Origin of the sequence: Desulfobulbus sp. (assembly GCF_030824455.1) — a bacterium.
GTDB lineage: Bacteria > Desulfobacterota > Desulfobulbia > Desulfobulbales > Desulfobulbaceae > Desulfobulbus.
The window spans coordinates 1-16,667 of the sequence record NZ_JAVBXR010000022.1; the positions used below are offsets into that span (position 1 = coordinate 1).

General features: G+C 55.0%; 14 protein-coding genes and 1 tRNA gene. 6 read left to right on the top strand and 9 right to left on the bottom strand.

The annotated features are described in order from the left end of the window. Positions 1-151 precede the first annotated feature (151 nt). The 4 genes from RCH93_RS03595 to RCH93_RS03610 form a co-directional block, all read right to left on the bottom strand. On the bottom strand, positions 152-1,576 hold the full coding sequence (locus RCH93_RS03595) for a DUF4139 domain-containing protein (RefSeq protein ID WP_306546947.1): 1,425 nt from the start codon (positions 1,574-1,576) through the stop codon (positions 152-154). 75 nt (positions 1,577-1,651) lie between these two features. After that, the gene (locus RCH93_RS03600) at positions 1,652-2,032 is read right to left on the bottom strand and encodes a PilZ domain-containing protein (protein ID WP_306546948.1); all 381 of its coding nucleotides are present in this window, start codon (positions 2,030-2,032) and stop codon (positions 1,652-1,654) included. Positions 2,033-2,441: 409 nt separating this feature from the next. Next, positions 2,442-5,129: a DNA polymerase I gene (gene polA, locus RCH93_RS03605; protein ID WP_306546949.1), complete on the bottom strand. Its 2,688-nt coding sequence runs from the start codon at positions 5,127-5,129 to the stop codon at positions 2,442-2,444. Positions 5,130-5,402: 273 nt separating this feature from the next. Next, on the bottom strand, positions 5,403-5,945 hold the full coding sequence (locus tag RCH93_RS03610) for an HPF/RaiA family ribosome-associated protein (protein WP_306546950.1): 543 nt from the start codon (positions 5,943-5,945) through the stop codon (positions 5,403-5,405). A gap of 237 nt (positions 5,946-6,182) precedes the next feature. On the opposite strand from RCH93_RS03610, the gene hemH reads away from it, so the two are divergent. Next, entirely contained in the window at positions 6,183-7,142 is a 960-nt protein-coding gene (gene hemH, locus RCH93_RS03615; RefSeq protein ID WP_306546951.1) for a ferrochelatase, read from the top strand. A 5-nt stretch (positions 7,143-7,147) separates the two neighbouring features. Here hemH and rodA read toward each other — a convergent pair whose 3' ends face one another. From rodA to RCH93_RS03640, 5 genes are all read right to left on the bottom strand, one after another. Then, on the bottom strand, positions 7,148-8,248 hold the full coding sequence (gene rodA, locus RCH93_RS03620; protein ID WP_306546952.1) for a rod shape-determining protein RodA: 1,101 nt from the start codon (positions 8,246-8,248) through the stop codon (positions 7,148-7,150). 29 nt (positions 8,249-8,277) lie between these two features. Next, positions 8,278-10,341, bottom strand: coding sequence for a penicillin-binding protein 2 (gene mrdA / locus RCH93_RS03625; protein ID WP_306546953.1), 2,064 nt, complete (start codon positions 10,339-10,341; stop codon positions 8,278-8,280). A gap of 58 nt (positions 10,342-10,399) precedes the next feature. After that, the gene (locus RCH93_RS03630; protein ID WP_306546954.1) at positions 10,400-10,879 is read right to left on the bottom strand and encodes a hypothetical protein; all 480 of its coding nucleotides are present in this window, start codon (positions 10,877-10,879) and stop codon (positions 10,400-10,402) included. A gap of 146 nt (positions 10,880-11,025) precedes the next feature. Continuing rightward, the gene (mreC, locus tag RCH93_RS03635; RefSeq protein ID WP_306546955.1) at positions 11,026-11,910 is read right to left on the bottom strand and encodes a rod shape-determining protein MreC; all 885 of its coding nucleotides are present in this window, start codon (positions 11,908-11,910) and stop codon (positions 11,026-11,028) included. 78 nt (positions 11,911-11,988) lie between these two features. Next, positions 11,989-13,026 carry a rod shape-determining protein gene (locus RCH93_RS03640; protein ID WP_306546956.1) on the bottom strand — a complete coding sequence of 346 codons (1,038 nt, stop codon included), beginning with the start codon at positions 13,024-13,026 and terminating at the stop codon, positions 11,989-11,991. A 225-nt stretch (positions 13,027-13,251) separates the two neighbouring features. On the opposite strand from RCH93_RS03640, the gene RCH93_RS03645 reads away from it, so the two are divergent. From RCH93_RS03645 to RCH93_RS03665, 5 genes are all read left to right on the top strand, one after another. Next, positions 13,252-13,324: transfer RNA gene (locus RCH93_RS03645), tRNA-Ala, on the top strand. Positions 13,325-13,510: 186 nt separating this feature from the next. Then, complete coding sequence (locus tag RCH93_RS03650; protein WP_306546957.1) at positions 13,511-14,779, top strand: integrase arm-type DNA-binding domain-containing protein; 1,269 nt, start codon at positions 13,511-13,513, stop codon at positions 14,777-14,779. A 128-nt stretch (positions 14,780-14,907) separates the two neighbouring features. Next, positions 14,908-15,735 (top strand): hypothetical protein, encoded by an 828-nt coding sequence (locus RCH93_RS03655; RefSeq protein ID WP_306546958.1) that lies wholly within the window; start codon positions 14,908-14,910, stop codon positions 15,733-15,735. A 130-nt stretch (positions 15,736-15,865) separates the two neighbouring features. After that, positions 15,866-16,075: an AlpA family transcriptional regulator gene (locus tag RCH93_RS03660; RefSeq protein WP_306546959.1), complete on the top strand. Its 210-nt coding sequence runs from the start codon at positions 15,866-15,868 to the stop codon at positions 16,073-16,075. After that, positions 16,072-16,656, top strand: a complete 585-nt coding sequence (locus RCH93_RS03665; protein ID WP_306546960.1) for a hypothetical protein — start codon at positions 16,072-16,074, stop codon at positions 16,654-16,656. The genes RCH93_RS03660 and RCH93_RS03665 overlap by 4 nt, the downstream gene beginning before the upstream one ends. Positions 16,657-16,667 lie beyond the last annotated feature (11 nt).

Genomic DNA, 16,667 nt, shown 5'->3' on the forward strand with positions numbered 1-16,667 from the left:
GCCCTTGAAGACCACCTCGAGGACTCGTTACGGACAATGGAATGTGATACACCAAGAGTCCATTCCATCGTCGCGTGGCCGTGGATCATGAGTTCACTTTTGAATTAGAATTGGAATAACCGCCTGCTCAAACCGTTGGTTCACCCCGCCGTCAGTATTTCACCCGCACCCGATAGGTAAGGCTGGCGCTCTCCATGGCCGGCACAGCGACCTGCCAGGATGCGTTTTGCGCTGACTCTTTGCGATGCGGCCCAGACTCTTCGAGTATTTCCCAATCGCCGGGCAACGGTTCCTGCACCCGGACCACCACCTGTTCTTTTTTGGCGTTTTTCAGCTGAATTTCATAAGCGCTTTCAAAAACGTAATTATACGGCCCACTGCCTTTGATCTTTTTGAAATCAGTCTGCCGTTTGTCGGCAGTGACGTCAAAGGCGTCGCCAAGATGGAGGCGCACCACTTCTTTCTCCGGGGTGTGATCGACCTTGTCTTCCCCGACAAACTGAAGAAAGCCGCCGCCGTCTTTCTTATAGACGCGCACAACGCCGCCGGGAAGAGGCAGGCCCAAGCCTGATTCTTTGTCGTTTTTCAGTTCGACAAACACGCCGGCCTTCATTTTGCGGCCGATCTCGCCGACCTGGGCGCTGTAATAGTGGTTCTGCCCCGCAATCAGCAACTCCTTGCGGCAGGCCACCCCATCCGCCTCGAGCAGCGCCACCTGTTTTTTCTGATTTTCACCGATGTCGGTCGGTCGGCCTAGGGTGTAGAGGTGATATTCAAACATCGACTCCTGGGCCATCGGCGCTGGAGCCGGCGCCATGCCGACCGCCATGGCCTGCTTCATCATGGCCCGCGGCTCCATCTCCCGCTGCGCCACATTGACGTCGCCGGCCACCAACTGCAACCGCGCCTGCGGATACCGGGCGCCGCTTTCGTTGGTCAGCGTCACCCAACCGCTGAGGTTGAGCCGATCATCGGTTGCATTCAATTCAGCCACATAATCCGCCTGCCAGGAAAGCCCGCCGGTGAGGTAGGACAACTCCACGTCCCGAACGCCGTCCTTGCTGCTGTCCACCTGCATGGTCAGGGTCGGCCGGTCGCGCAGAGCTGTAGGGACATCCGGATAGACCAGCCTGCCGGTGATTTCGGTCTCGATTCGATTGCCCACCTGCAGCACCACGCCGTCGCCAGCGCTCAGCACCTTGGCCTGCGTCGATTGCTCTTCTCCGGTGGTGGGATGACGCTTGATCAGAGTGACCTCGCGGCCGACGTATCTGCGCAGCAGGGATTGGGGCGTCAGCAGATCGTATTCAAAATTCTGTTCCAGGACCCGCAGATCGCCGCCGTTCATCAACGCGGTTTCCGGCTTGATCTGGGCGCTCACCTCGCGAAATGCCAGGGCCTGGAGGCCTTGGGGCAACGATATCTTCCGGTGATCCTTCACCAAGGCAAGATTGTTGTTGTAGATGGTGACGCTTACCGCCTGTTGGTCCTGTGCGGTCACGCTGATTTCACCGTCTGCCAGCGCCAGGCCGCCGCTCAACAGGAGCGCGGCGGCGGAAAATAACACCTTTTTCATAGGAATCTCCAATGCGGAAGAAGAGGAAAATGCTGATCAAACATAGCATTTTCTCTCCGAAAAGGAAAAGCGTGTTCAGTGCTCGGCAACGCTGTGGCGGGAGATAAAGTCGTTGATCAGGGTTTGTTGCTCGTTGGACAGCGGTCCGAATTGCATGCTGAGCCGCTTGACCCGCAAGGTGCTGAAGAGCGAATTGGGCAGGGTTTGCACCTCATTGACGAGGAGCACCGGGATGTTGGGCAGGTAAAAATGCGCTTGGGCGAAAAAAATATCGAGGGTTCGGGGCGGGGCAAGCTCTTTTTCAAAAACGGTGAAATGCACCGCGAGCCCACCTTGGCTGATGTCCACAATGGCGCCGGTGTCCTTGCCAAGAAACACCAAGGCCTCGTCGGGCAGTTTAAATCGTTCGTGATGACGTCGCTCCTTTGTGCTAGGAGCCTCCGGCTGGATTGCCATGACGGTCTGTCGCTCGGCCCGGCGTCAGGTTTTGCTGGAGTTGAATTGCTGGCAGTACTCGCGCACCAACCGCCAGCGTTGCAGCGGACTCAACCGAAAATAAATTGGGCTGAGCATCAGGATTCGGATAGCTTCGCGTGGGCTCATCGTCGTACCTCCAAGTTGGCTGTTGCCTATTCTCTAGCAAAAACCAAACCTGTTTCTTGAACATCGAATCTTCAAGCAGTTCCGCCACACGCCAGCATTGTATGGATGTATCGCCGACATAAAACGGCACGGATTCCGCCACAACGGAAAACACCTTCGCATCATTCCGATTTTCGGAAAGAGTCTGGCGTTTTCCTTGATCGAGAACACAAGGTCGGCGATGTCTATACCGCATCATTGCGAAAAAAGAAAAGAAAAAAGGTCAGTCGCCTTTTTCCAGACTGTGACCGCAGCTCAGATGCACCACCAGAGGCACGCGCAACGGCAGGGCCGCTTCCATGTGTTCCTGCAGCAGCCGGGATACTTCATCCAATTCTAGATTCGGAACCTCCAGCACCAATTCGTCGTGTATTTGCAGCAACATACGTGATCGCAACCTACGCTGCAGCAACTCCTGGTGGACTCGCAACATGGCCAGCTTGATAATGTCGGCGGCGGTCCCCTGAATAGGCGTGTTGATGGCGGTTCGTTCAGCAAATTCCCGTTGATTGCGGTTGGCGCTGTTGATGTCCGCAAGCGGTCGCCGACGACCCAACAAGGTGGTTACAAAGCCGTCCTGCTTCGCCTGGCGGACAATCGCCTCCATGAAATCCTTAATTCCGGAAAAATGGGCAAAATAGCGGTCGATAAAAGTCTGCGCCTCTTTGCGGCTGACATGAAGCTGGCTGGACAGTCCAAAGCTGGACATGCCGTAGACAATGCCGAAGTTAATGGTTTTGGCGACCCGCCGCATATCGGAGGTCACCAATTCGGGAGCAACAAAAAAAATCTCCGCAGCTGTTCGCCGATGGATGTCTTGGCCCGTGCGGAAGGCGGTCAGCAATTCCTGATCCTCGGAATAATGCGCCAAAACCCGCAGGTCGATCTGCGAGTAATCGGCGGCGAGCAAACAGCACCCCTCGGCGGCGATGAAAGAGGAGCGGATGCGCCGTCCCTCTTCGGTGCGAATCGGAATATTCTGCAGATTGGGATTGCTTGAACTCAGCCGGCCGGTGGCGGTGCCGCACTGGTTGAACGAAGTGTGCACCCGACCTGTTTGGGGGTTGCGCAGGCTGGCTAACCTGTCGACATACGTGGATTTGAGCTTGGCCAGATTGCGGTATTGGAGAATAAGCGCCGGAAGTTCATGAATTTGACTCAGGCTTTCCAAAACTTTGACGTCAGTGGACCACCCGGTTTTGGTCTTGCGCCCCTTGGGCAACTGCAGGGTTTCAAAGAGAATTTCCCCCAACTGTTTGGGCGAATTAATGTTGAATTCCATGCCGGCGGCTTGATACACCTCCTGTTCGTAGACGTCCAACCGCTGCCCAAACTCAACCGACAAGGCATGTAACCGGTCGGCGTCAACCCGGACGCCCTCCCGCTCCATGGCGGCCAGCACCGGAATCAACGGCCCCTCGACCTCCGAGAGTAGGTTTGTTAGGTGGGCCTGCTCCAAGTGCGGCAGTTGCTCCCGGTACAATTGCAAAGCCCCGAACACATCTTCGCAGCTGTAATTTTTGGCGGCTTCCAGGCCCGTCCGACAAAAAGCGTCATCGCTTTTGTCGTTATTGGTCACCTCGGCAAAACTGGTCATTTGCAGGTTGATTTCCCGGCAGAGATCGTCGAGCTTATAGGTTCGTCTATCCGGGTCAAGCAACCAGGCTCCGACCATGGTGTCGTGCAGCGGCCCGACCAGTTGCAGACCGCCGTTGTGGGGGGCCGCAAAGACGGCAAGATCAAATTTGAGATTATGGCCGATTTTGGTGATATTGGAATTTTCCAGCACCGGTCGCAACCCTTCGACAAGCGGTTTTAACGGCAACTGGCCTGCAATCAGGTTGCCCTCTTCGTCACGGTGCCCACAGGGCAGGTACCAGGCCTCGCCGTCCTCGCTGCACAACGACACCCCCACCAGACGCGCGCTCAACGTATCCAGGGAATCGGTCTCGGTGTCAACGGCTAGCAACGGAGACGCGGCTAGGCGTTCCACCACCGCGGCCAGCGCATCGAGCTGTTGCACCAAATGAAAACGGCCGGTCTCAATTTTAACCGCCTTGGTCTCTTCCTTGAGCAAAGAGTAAAATTCCAATTCGGTCAACAGGGCGCGCAGAGTCTCCGCGTCGGGCTCGACCATGCGATACTGTTCAATGTCTAGGGGGGCTTCAGCCTCGGTGTTGAGCCGCACTAGGTCGCGCGAGAGGAAGGCTTCGTCTCGGTGTTCTTTGATCTGCTGCACTATTTTGGACGCCTTTAAGCCGTCAATCGCCTGATAGAGTCCTTCCAGGGTGCGATGCTCAGCGATCAGCTTCTGCGCCGACTTGGGCCCGACGCCAGGCACGCCGGGAATATTGTCGGAACTGTCGCCGGTCAGGGCAAAATAGTCGAGCAGCAGCGAAGGCGGGAGGCCGTACTTGGTCTCCACCGCCGCCTCGTCCAACACCCGGTCGTTCATCGGATCCCAGAGGGTAACGTTGGGCGCCACCAGTTGCAGCAGGTCCTTGTCGCCGGAAACAACCACCACCCGACAGCCCTGCGCAGACATCCTGGTGGCGACGGTGGCGATAAGATCGTCAGCTTCCTGATCCCCCTGCTCCAGACTGAGAATGCGATAGGCCTCGACCATTTTTCGGATGTAGGGGATCTGCTGCGCCAGATCCTCCGGCATAGGCGGACGATTAGCCTTGTATTTGTCGTAGAGCTGGTGGCGGAACACCGGCCCCCTGGTGTCAAAGGCCACGGCCAAGTAGCTTGGATTGCGCTCTTTTATCAAGCGGCGGAGAATGGCGATGAACCCAAACACCGCATGGGTCGGCAGGCCGTGCGAATTGGAAAGGGGCTTGACGGCGTGATAGGCGCGGTAAATATAGGCGCTGCCGTCGATCAGGTACAACTCGGGCGTGGCGGTCATGGCTCTCTTGACAGAAAAGGAAGGCGGGGCAAGCAGCAGCAGCCGCTCAACATCTTGATCATGTAGGATCAAAACAGGATACTCTGTGCAGGCAATGCGTTGCCTCCTTTGTACACGGCAACAGGACGACAACCAAGGATTTTCTTCCTTGGCCCCGTGGGCAGGAGACACGTTCGAAGGGCATAAAAAAACCCCGCCTCAAGGCGGGGTGTGTACAAGCAACCCTTCGTTCCGGGGTCCAACGCCCCAAGCGCTTAAGGTTGCGGCGACGCCTCAGGCGTGGCCCAATTTGACCCAAGTCGCCTGCAGGCCCTTATCGCCTTCTTCCATGGCGAACAGCACCTCGTCGCCCTCGGCAAGCTCGTTCATAGCAATGTCTTTGAGGGAGTTGGCGTGAAAGAATACATCGAGTTTGTCGTCGGTGACGATAAACCCATAGGACTCGTCGGGAACAATCTTGCGGACGATGCCCGAGGCATTGCCGTCCACCGTGGCCCCTTGAACTTTCGCTGTCTTATGGTTTTGCTTTTTCTTTACTATCTCCTTCAACTGCGCGCCCAGCACATCAAAGGCCTCAACCAGCAGACTGCGAACACTCTCGCCCCAACGTTTGACGGCAACCGTATCGTTGGGCACGGACGCCACCAGACGCACCTCATAACCGCCTTCCTTGTACCCAGGGGTGGCTTCAATGGTCACGCGCAAGTGGAGAACGAGATTGGCGTAATGTCGGATAAGTTTGTCCCGTTCTTCCTCGATTTTTTCCTGCCAGCTCTTCCGTATGTCAAGATTTTTGGCCTCGATTTTCAGTTCCATAAACATCCTCCACTGAGAACGGCGGTAACGACCCTATGTCGCTGCCTTGATGTCACGCCTCGGCACCCCTTGTTCAGCGTCGCGGGGTGTAATGTGTGCTCACTTCACACATTTTGACTGATTTTAAAAGGATACCGCATGACTATGTCTCAATTATAGACACTGCCAGAAGGGGAAATCAAGGGGGCCGCCTACATTTTCTTGACGAGGGGACAAAAAGTCCGGTAGAGTAACATCATGAATACTCACGACAAAACAGGCGTTTTACTCTTGAACCTGGGGGGTCCCGAACGGCTTGAGGACGTGCGGCCGTTCCTCTTCAACCTGTTCTCCGACCGACAGATCATCCGCTTGGGCCCGGCGTTTTTGCAAACAACCATTGCCCGCATCATTGCCTATCGCCGCGCCCCCAAGAGCATGGCCAACTACCGGCGCATCGGCGGCGGCTCTCCCATCCGCGCCAAAACCGAAGAGCAGGCCGCAGCACTTGAACTGGCCCTGCGCGCCGATGGCGACTTTCTGGTTCGCCCCTGCATGCGGTACTGGCGCCCGTTTGCCGAAGAAGCGCTTCGGGAAATGGCGGCGGCGCAGGTCTCAGAGATCATCGCCCTGCCGCTTTACCCGCATTACTCGCTCGCCACCACCGGCTCATCCCTGACCGACCTCCATGCAACCTGCAACCGGTTAGGTCTAGCCACGCCTGTTCGGGAAATTCACTCCTGGCCCGAAGAGCCGCTCTACATCGATTGTTTGGCTGCGCGGATCAAAGAAGGCCTTGATCGGTTTGACGGCCAACCGGTGCAACTCGTCTACAGCGCCCACAGCCTGCCGGTGCAGTTTATCCGCGAAGGCGACCCGTATGTGCGCCATCTGGAGCAGACAATACAGGCCGTGGAAGCCCTCACCGGCGTCAAGGGCCAACTCTGTTACCAGAGTCGCAGCGGCCCGGTGGAATGGTTGGGACCGGCTTTGCCGGAGGTGATTGAAAAACTGGCGGGGCAGGGTTGCGTCAACATGCTGGTGGTCCCGATCTCTTTTGTCTCGGACCATGTGGAAACGCTGTACGAAATCGACATCCAATACCGGGAAATGGCCGAAGGCCTAGGCATGCGCTTTGCCGCAACCCAGGCCCTCAACGCCGATTCCCGATTCATTGAGGCCCTGCGGAGCTTGGTTTTGGCCCACCGCCGGGAGTAGAAACCCTAAACGCCGTCGGGGGTCGACGTGGGGAAGCTGCGCATCCGCACGTTCATAAGAATGCCGACCGCCACCATGTTGGTCAGCAGCGAAGAGCCGCCGTAACTGAACATCGGCAGGGGCACGCCGACCACCGGCAAAAAACCCATGATCATAAACAAATTGATCACCGCCTGCCAGAAAATCAGCATGGTGCAGCCAAAGGCCAGGATGGCCCCGAATTTATCCTTGGCCGACATGGCAATGTTGATGCCCCAGAGCAGCATGAAAAAATAGCAACTCAAGAAAAAGAGCGACCCAGCAAACCCCCACTCCTCCGCCCAGACTGCAAACGCAAAGTCCGTGTGCCGCTCGGGCAGAAAATGGAGATGCCCTTGGGTGCCTTCCAAAAAGCCCTTGCCAAAGACCTTGCCGCTGCCGACCGCAATTTTGGACTGCATGATCTGGTAGCCGTGATTCATGGGATCGCCTTCCGGGTCGAGGAAAGTTTCGATCCGTTTGCGCTGATATTCTTTCAACAAAAACTTCCAGCCAATAAAAATGCACGCCAAGCCGCTGCCGCTGAGGATCGCGAGCGTCCCCCAACGCAGGCGGACGAACAAGGTCATGGACACAAAAATGATGGCACAGATCAGAGCGGTTCCCAAGTCCGGCTGCAACATGATGAGGACAAACGGCAGAGCGGTGAGAATCACCGGTTTGATCAGATCGCGCAGACGGTAGCCGCCAGGCACGTCGGTGTTGGCGTAGCAGGAGGCCAGCACCAGAATCAACGCCAGTTTGGCCGGCTCCGAGGGCTGCAGGTTAAAAAACCCAAGGTCAATCCAGCGTTGCGAACCGGCAATGGCTTTGACAAACAGCAGGGTATAGGTCAACAGCACCAGGATAACGCCATAGAGCACATAGCCGAGCCTGGCGATCTTCTGATATTCCAGGGTCAGGACCACCAGAATCAAACCCAGCCCGACCCCAAAAAAAAGCAGCTGTTTGTAAAAGAGCGAAGACGCGCCGGTATCCGCAATATGGGTGGAACTGTACAGATTGGTCAGCGCCATGCCGCCCACAAGGAGCAGCATCAGCAGCATCACCCAATCGAAGTGTTGCAACAAGCGCCTGTCAAATTGAAACATATCGGCTAATTGGCTGGTTGATTCGGTTGCGGAGAATCATTTTCCCCTTCCTCGAGGTCTTCAGCAGACGTCGGATCGGTTTCCTCGATCATTTCCTGAGAGAGGATGACTCGTCTGTTGCCGCTCTTCTCGGCGGCGACCCCCTCTTGCCCTTTGTATTTGTCTTCAAAATATTTATTGAGAATCTTTGCGGCAATGGGCGCGGAAGCCGAACCGCCGTGCAGGCCGTGCTCAACCAAAACCGTCACCACTATTTCCGGGTTGGAGGCCGGGGCAAAACAGGTAAACCAGGCGTGATCCCGATACTCGTAAGGGATGTCCGCCTCTTTGAGGTGTTTGTACTGGGCAAGACGAACGACTTGCGCGGTACCCGTCTTACCGCCAACAATGATGCCGTGGGCGTCAATCTGCGCTTCCCGTCCTGTACCCCGCCGGCTGTTGACGGCCTCGACCATGCCTTCGCGGATCAATTTGAGATTCTTGCCCTGCCCGGCAAGCCGGGAAAGAATTTCCGGCTGCAAAGAATTGGTTACCTTGCCATCCGGATCAATGATCTTTTCAACCACCGTTGGCTTATAGAGCGTGCCGCCGTTGGCAATCACCGACGTCATCATGGCCACCTGCAGCGGGGTGGTCAGGTCATACCCTTGACCAATGGCAACTGATATCGTTTCTCCCTCGTGCCACTTGACGCCGTATCGCTTTTTCTTCCATTCCGTGGAGGGAACAAGACCCGGTTTTTCATGCTCCATCTCCACCCCGGTTTTCTCGCCCAAGCCAAACATTTTGGCGTACCGCGCCAAACGATCAACGCCCAATTTTTGCCCCACATTGTAAAAATATACGTCGCAGGACTCTCCAAGGGCTCGCTTCAAATTCACCGTTCCGTGCCCGCTATGCCGCCAGCACCGATACACCCGATTGCCAAACCGATAGGAACCAGGGCAGAAAAAGGTCGTGTCCGGGGTGATAATGCCTTCAGCAAGTCCGGCAAAGGCGGTAATTGGTTTATAGGTGGAACCAGGCGGGTACTGTCCCTGCACGAGTTTATTAACCAATGGGTGCAGGGGGTTGTCGAGCATGCCCTGCCAGGATTTTTGAGAAATGCCGCCAACGAATTCTTCCAACTGGAGCGCCGGCGCACTGGCCATCACCAACAAACGCCCTGTGTTGGCCTCCATCGCGACCACCGCCCCGGCGCGGTTTTTGGCCGCCATTTCCTCTTCACCAATTTTTTGCAGTTCCACATCCAGGGTCAGATACAGATCGTTGCCAGGCAACGGCTCGTCGCCTTTAAGATTTTGCTGCTCAAACCCCAGGGCGTTGACCTCCATGTTGTCGTGTCCTTTTTCGCCGCGCAGGTCCTGGTCGCGTAACCGTTCCAGCCCCATCTTGCCGATAAGGTCGCCGCCCTTGTAAAGCGTCTGGTCGGCCTTGTCCAACTCAGCCTTGCTGATTTCTCCCATGTAGCCGATGAGATGCGAGGCCAGGTTGCCAAAATGGTAGATGCGCAGCGGCACGACTTCTATTTTTATTTCAGGGAGATACATCCGGTTGTTCTCGATCCGAGCAACGGTTTCCCAGTCAATGTCCTCGGCAAGACGCACCGGGATGTGGCCGGGAACGCCCGACATTTTGCGAATCTTTTCCAGCAGGGAGGAGGCGTCCTGGCCGAGAACCCGGGTCAGGGTTTTCAACCACTCGTCATTAATCTTGTTGTTCTCGCGAAGCCAGACCACATTGAAGGAGGGCCGGTTGGTGACAATCTCCCGGCCCGCGCGGTCATAGATGTTGCCTCGAGGAGCGGCGATCTCCACCGAGCGAACCCGGTTGGAATCCGCCAAGGTGCTGTAATACTCGCCCTGCTGCACCTGGAGGAACCAAAGGCGGGTGACGACAACAGCGAAGAAAAATATGAGCACAACAAAAGCGTAGAGCGCCTTTTTCTTATGCCCGATCAAATCGTTCTCATCTCGACGGGACAGTTGGGCGACGCCGTTGTCCCTGCGCCGTTCGGCGTCAAGCAGCGGCTCCGCTCTTTTCCGGTTCGCCTTCCTGATGTCGCTCATGCTCTTTCCAAACAGATTTATCATGCCCATCGCACTCTTTCCTCCGCAACGACGCGCATCAGGTCCGCCGTCGGCGCCGATTGTCGGTGCGCAGACGCAGTCTGTTCCAGGGGAGATAATTGCGATGCGAATATTTCTGCACCAAATCGAACCCAAAAAACAGCGGATAGATAAAAGCGGCAACCAGCAGGGCGCGAACGATCATTCGCCACCAGGACCAAGGAACCAGTTGGTCAGGCTCCAGAACGCCAAGCAACAAACTGACCGCCCAGGAGACCGCCAGGTAGGCCAGGCCAATGAGCGGCATCTGATAGAGGGATTCGGTGATGGGCAATTTGCCGGCCACGGTCCTGATCAGGGCGTAACCGCCGTAGCAAATGAGGGGGTAGGTTCCCAGTACCGTGCCGGAGAGGACGTCAAGAATGCATGCCAAGGGAAAGAGGATGATCAAACTGCGCAGCACGTCAAGACGAAAGGCCAAATAGGCGACCAGAACGAAATACAGATCCGGGGCCAGCAACCATACGGTTCTCGGCATGCAGACTGTCGTTTGCAGGATGACCAGCAACAGACCGACAAAAATAAAATTCGCAACAACCATGGCCCGTTATTCCAATCTCTTCCTGATCAATACCCGCAGGCGGCGTCCTGGGCGAGGCCCGCGCGCGGCGGCCGCGTTCAGCGTCAAGGTTGCGCCATCTGCTTGATCTCGGCCATGTCAGGCTGTTGGAGGATCAGCAGGTTTTCAAGCTTCTGGTAATCGACCGAGGGGGTCACTTCGATTTCATGAAACATGCCGCGAGGTTTCTTGATGATCTTGGACACCACGCCCACCTGATAACCGGTGGGGAAAACCCCGCCGTATCCGGCGGTGACCACATGGTCGCCCTCCTCTACCTCGGCTGTTTTAAGTATATATTCAAGCTTATAGGTGAGGGTGCCGTTGCCTTTGAGGATGCCGCGCACCCGGGACTTCTGCAACAGCACGTCTATGGCGCTGGACGGGGCGATGGCCAGCAATACTTTGGCGTAATTGGGGGTAATGGTGAACACCTGGCCAACCACGCCGTCGTTGTTGACCACCGGATTGCCTTTCAAGATGCCGTTGTTCGAGCCCTGATCAATGATCACCGAACGAAACATGGCTGAGGGATCCTTGCCGATGATCGTTGCCGCCACGCTGCCCTGATGTCCGAGGGTGTTCTTGAATTCGAGAAGTTTGCGGAGACTGGCGTTGGTGGCCATGGCCTCGCGGCTCTTGTTGAGCAAGGCCTCATTCTCCTGGAGTTGCTGCACCAACCGTTTGTTTTCCTCGCGCAGCCTGAGGCTGTCCTGGAGGATATCCAAATATTCGCTCTTGAATTTTTCCACCGAGGAACTGCCGGCGGCAACGAATTTCTGTATCGGTCCCACCGCCTCCAGCACCAGCTTGTGCAGAGACCCAAAATTCTGGCTCCCCAGGGTGGACACCATGAAAATAAGCGCCGAGGTCAACAGAAAACCGGCCAGGATGACAATACGAAAGAGCCGAAAACGGTCGTTTCGTTTTCTGGTGATCTTTTTTCTCATTGAAGATGCAGCGGAACTCGGTTGTGCGGCAAGCGAATAAGAGAGGACAACAGTAACCCGTGACGATTTTCCGCGCGCCTAATCGATGGCTATTTCTCGAAGAATCTCAAGGTTATCAAGGGCTTGCCCAGAACCAAGCACCACCGAAGAAAGCGGGTCGTCGGCCACGATAATCGGCATGCCGGTCTCCAGTTTCAGTCGCTTGTCAAGATTCTTCAGCAAAGCGCCGCCGCCGGTGAGCACGATCCCCGAATCAACGATGTCGGCGGAAAGTTCGGGGGGCGTCTGTTCCAGGGCCACGCGCACGGCGTCGACAATCACGTCGACCTGCTCGGCGATGGCGGATTGGATTTCCTTGGAGGTGATGGTCAGGGTTTTAGGAATGCCGGCCACCAGGTCGCGCCCTTTAATGTCCATGGTCTCGTAGGGCTCTTCCGGCAGCACGTTGCCGATGGTGGTCTTGATTTCCTCGGCGGTTCGCTCGCCGATGGCCAAGTTGTGTTTGCGCTTGATGTACTGGAGGATGGCTTCGTCCATTTTGTCGCCCGCCACCCGCACGGATTTTGCGTAGACAATGCCGGCCAGGGAGATGACCGCCACTTCGGTGGTGCCGCCGCCGATGTCGACAATCATGTTGGCGGTCGGTTCGGTGATCGGCAGATCGGCGCCAATGGCCGCCGCCATAGGCTCCTCAATCAGATAGACTTCGCGGGCCCCGGCGGATTCGGCCGTGTCGCGCACCGCCCGTTTTTCCACCTGGGTGATGCCCGAAGGCACGGAGATGATAATCCGAGGATGCACCAAGGTGCGACGATTATGCACCTTATTGATGAAGTAGCGCAACATGGCCTCGGTCACCTCGAAATCGGCGATAACCCCGTCCTTCATGGGACGAATGGCCACAATGTTGCCAGGGGTGCGTCCCAGCATTTCCTTGGCTTCCTTGCCCACCGCAAGCACCCGGCTGCCGCGGGCGTCCTTGCGGACCGCCACCACCGAGGGTTCGCGCAGAACGATCCCTTTTCCTTTTACATAGAGGACCGTGTTCGCGGTGCCAAGATCGATTGCCAAATCGTTGGACATCCAGCCAAAGAGAAAATTAAACGGAGAAAACATTCCGAGGTCACCTGTAAGGTCAAAATCTTATCAGCGCGAACATCCACAACGAATGACGCAATAACGGGGAGGAGCTGATTCATGTTTAAAGCTGATCAAGCAAGCCTCTTACATTACCAACAGAACTGATACTTGGCAATCGATATGGCATTCGCTCGAAAAAGAATTGAGAAAAACTTGACAGCACCCTGCAAAGCATGGTAATTACCTCTGCAGAAAATGCATGGGGCTATAGCTCAGCTGGGAGAGCGCTTGAATGGCATTCAAGAGGTCAGCGGTTCGATCCCGCTTAGCTCCACAAATAGTTAGTCCGGCGACATCCGCCGTTGTCCATTAAACCCGCTTCCTTCCTAGGATAGCGGGTTTTTTGTTGTCCGCTCACTTCCATGGTGATACGCTAAAATCCATGAAATTTGGGGGTAGATTTGGGGGTATTTTGACTAACCCCAAAACAAAATACCCCCAAAAGATGGAGATTACCGTAATGGCTAAGAAAATAGTACCGTTGACGGACATCAAGATAAAAGCAATCAAACCCCAGACCGTCGCCAAGAAGATGTTTGACGGAGGCGGCCTCTTCCTGCTCGTTACCCCTTCTGGCGGCAAACTTTGGCACTTGAAATATCGTTTTGGGGGTATCGAAAAGCTACTCACCCTAGGCGCATACCCCCAAACCAGCCTTACAAAGGCACGCCAAAAACGCGATGAAGCGAAACTGCTGCTTGCCGAGGGAGTGGACCCCAGCGCCACCAGAAAGGCACAAAAAGCAGCAGAAACAGAAGAAACGGGGACATTTGAGGTAGTTGCCCGCGAATGGCACGCCAAATTTTCCCCGACCTGGGCGTCGGGCCACTCTGACAAAATTATCAGAAGGCTCGAGCTGTACATTTTCCCTTGGCTTGGCAACAAGCCAATCCGCTCAATCACCGCCCCAGAAGTGCTAACTTGTCTTCGACGCCTCGAAGAGAAAGGCACCCTCGACACGGCCCACCGCGCCAAGCAGAATTGCGGGCAGGTGTTCCGGTATGCCATCGCCACCGGCCGGGCCGACCGTGACCCCACGCCAGACTTGCGCGGCGCACTCCCAGCCATTCAAAAACAGCATTACGCGGCGATCACTGACCCTGAAGAGGCCGGGGCGCTCCTGCGGGCGATTGACGGTTACAAGGGCGGATTCGTCACCCTGTGCGCCTTGAAATTGGCCCCGCTCTTTTTCTTGCGTCCTGGCGAGTTGCGACAGGCTGAATGGGCCGATATTAACCTTGACCAAGCCACATGGAACATCCCTGTTGAACGGCTCAAGCTTAGGGTGACGGAAAAGGTAAGACGCAAGGGGGAATTCCATCTTGTTCCCTTGGCGGCTCAAGCCGTTGCCATATTGCGGGAACTGCAGGCATTGACAGGATCTGGCCGGTACGTGTTCCCGTCAATGCGAACCGACACCCGGCCAATGAGCGACAACACCGTCAACGCTGCGCTGCGGCGGCTGGGCTACGACACCAAAACGGAAATGACCGGTCACGGATTTCGGGCAATGGCCCGCACCATCCTTGACGAAGTCTTGCACGTCCGCCCGGAGATCGTCGAACACCAACTTGCCCACGCTGTCCGCGATCCACTGGGCAGGGCCTACAATCGCACAACCCATCTCCCAGAGCGGCGAAAGATGATGCAGGCGTGGGCGGATTACCTTGATGGGCTCAAGGAGGGGAAGGCGGACAAAATTGTTCAGCTCCGGAAGGCTTCAGGATGACGCGCATGTGACCGGCGCCAGGAACGCAAGCACGGATAGGCGGGAACTGATCATTTCCACCGAAAACCGCTTCCTCTGGCGGCTGCCGTGCTTGTTCTCTCAGAGGATCATTTGAAAAAGAGGATAAAATGGCACCTTTTCTTACATCAGAGGAAGTCCAAGGCATTCTTGGCATCAATGAAGAATCTCTTGTTTTTTATATCCATGACAAGCAACTGACAGCCTTTGATAGAAGCTACAAACCAGTTGACCTATCCAATAATGAAAAAATTTTTATAGAAATTCAAAAACTATGTGAGCCAGTCATAGCCAAAAACGTTTTAATAAGAAAAGCGAAAATAAACCCTTATGTTCAAGACCCGTGTTTCGATACCACAGAAATACGAGGAGATAAAAAATATTGCCGAATCAGAGTGATTAAAGATGGAGATTGGGTCAATTTGCCAGACCTATACAAAATCTTGTCTAATGCTGGACCAAAGGACAACTGGCCAGTTATAGCTATCCCAGAAAACCAATATTTCGCCATTAAAGCCGGGTGGAACCAGGACCGAGTTTGTGACGTGTACATATCATCACTATTCAAAAAGAGTGAAGTTGACGAAATACAATTGAAAGAAGGAAAGCAAGATATCGCTGAGATTACCAATAAAAGAGAAGAAGAAATAGGTGTTTCAGAAAGGGAAACATTCTTAAAAATTATCTTATTACTTTCCTACAGCCTTGCTCTTGAATTAAAAGGCGACCCCGACGTTGATTTATTAAACAAAAAAGGCGCAAAAAAAATTAGCCCTGAAAACCTTTCAAGTTTTCTTAAAAAACAAGCGTTATCAATGTTTCGCCAACAAATAAATCCGACTTATCGGATTGGGAAAACAAAACTAGGTGAAATTCTTCAAGAAGCCGAGGAAAAACTCTCACCAGATATTTACCTCTTCTTAGAACCAGAAAAATAACCTCATTTTTCCACCTGGAAACTACAAGTTCCAGGTGTAAAGCCTGGAACTACTCACGTCCGTATAGTCCGCGTAAATCCAACGAGCGCCATGCTCAAAAGGAAAAACTACGCATGGAGGACTATACATCATGAACCCCACCGAATCCCTGTTACGACTCCCCGAAGTAGAGGCCATTGTCGGCCTGAAGAAAAGCAAGGTCTACACCCTAATCCAAGAAGGCGGATTCCCTAAGCCGGTAAAGCTGGGTACCCGCTCGGTTCGCTGGAAGGCAAGCGATGTCTACTCCTGGATTAATAGCTTACCCGTTGCCGCCCTCACCGAGGAGGCCGCCGCATGAACACCGCCGCCATCTACCCCTTGGAACAATATCGTGATTTTGCCAAAGAGACCCAATACATCTGCAACTTGACCAATCTAGCAAGAACCGTTGTGGGCATGCGGTGCCCAGTAACGAACAGGCTCCGTAGAGCGGTTAACGTTGCAACTGAACACCTGACCGCCCTGAACGATTTTTGGATTGAAGCTGTATCGATTGAGCATCCATCCGAATTGGCAGCTTTCGTTTTCTTTGTTGACGGTTTGCCTTTCGCCACAACGACAGAGCCAACGCCGGCATGCGTCGCAGAAGATATCCCCCGGCGGGTAAGGGCCATAGCCACTAATCCGGGCGATGCCGCATCGTTTTCAAAAAGCGAAATAGTCGCGATCTCTGAACTATTTCTCGGTGTCCATTCTTGGCTACGCGAGCCCGGCCGAATCATCGCTAATCGCGTTCACCGAGAAAACCGGGTTGACGCTTTGACAATCATGGCCACTTGCCTGGCTGCTTTTCGTCGGGTTGCCGAAGCGGCAATGGCCGAGATGGAACCGATCCACCAAGGCGTTGCACCGACGTCATCCCTTGCCATTGAAAACTGAGGAGGCGACAA

Coding starts and splice junctions, on each gene's coding strand:
- RCH93_RS03595 (WP_306546947.1), bottom strand. CDS start 1,576: ATGAAAAAGGTGTTATTTTCCGCCGCCGCGCTCCTGTTGAGCGGCGGC.
- RCH93_RS03600 (WP_306546948.1), bottom strand. CDS start 2,032: ATGGCAATCCAGCCGGAGGCTCCTAGCACAAAGGAGCGACGTCATCAC.
- polA (WP_306546949.1), bottom strand. CDS start 5,129: ATGACCGCCACGCCCGAGTTGTACCTGATCGACGGCAGCGCCTATATT.
- RCH93_RS03610 (WP_306546950.1), bottom strand. CDS start 5,945: ATGGAACTGAAAATCGAGGCCAAAAATCTTGACATACGGAAGAGCTGG.
- hemH (WP_306546951.1), top strand. CDS start 6,183: ATGAATACTCACGACAAAACAGGCGTTTTACTCTTGAACCTGGGGGGT.
- mrdA (WP_306546953.1), bottom strand. CDS start 10,341: ATGAGCGACATCAGGAAGGCGAACCGGAAAAGAGCGGAGCCGCTGCTT.
- RCH93_RS03630 (WP_306546954.1), bottom strand. CDS start 10,879: ATGCCGAGAACCGTATGGTTGCTGGCCCCGGATCTGTATTTCGTTCTG.
- mreC (WP_306546955.1), bottom strand. CDS start 11,910: ATGAGAAAAAAGATCACCAGAAAACGAAACGACCGTTTTCGGCTCTTT.
- RCH93_RS03640 (WP_306546956.1), bottom strand. CDS start 13,026: ATGTTTTCTCCGTTTAATTTTCTCTTTGGCTGGATGTCCAACGATTTG.
- RCH93_RS03650 (WP_306546957.1), top strand. CDS start 13,511: ATGGCTAAGAAAATAGTACCGTTGACGGACATCAAGATAAAAGCAATC.
- RCH93_RS03655 (WP_306546958.1), top strand. CDS start 14,908: ATGGCACCTTTTCTTACATCAGAGGAAGTCCAAGGCATTCTTGGCATC.
- RCH93_RS03660 (WP_306546959.1), top strand. CDS start 15,866: ATGAACCCCACCGAATCCCTGTTACGACTCCCCGAAGTAGAGGCCATT.
- RCH93_RS03665 (WP_306546960.1), top strand. CDS start 16,072: ATGAACACCGCCGCCATCTACCCCTTGGAACAATATCGTGATTTTGCC.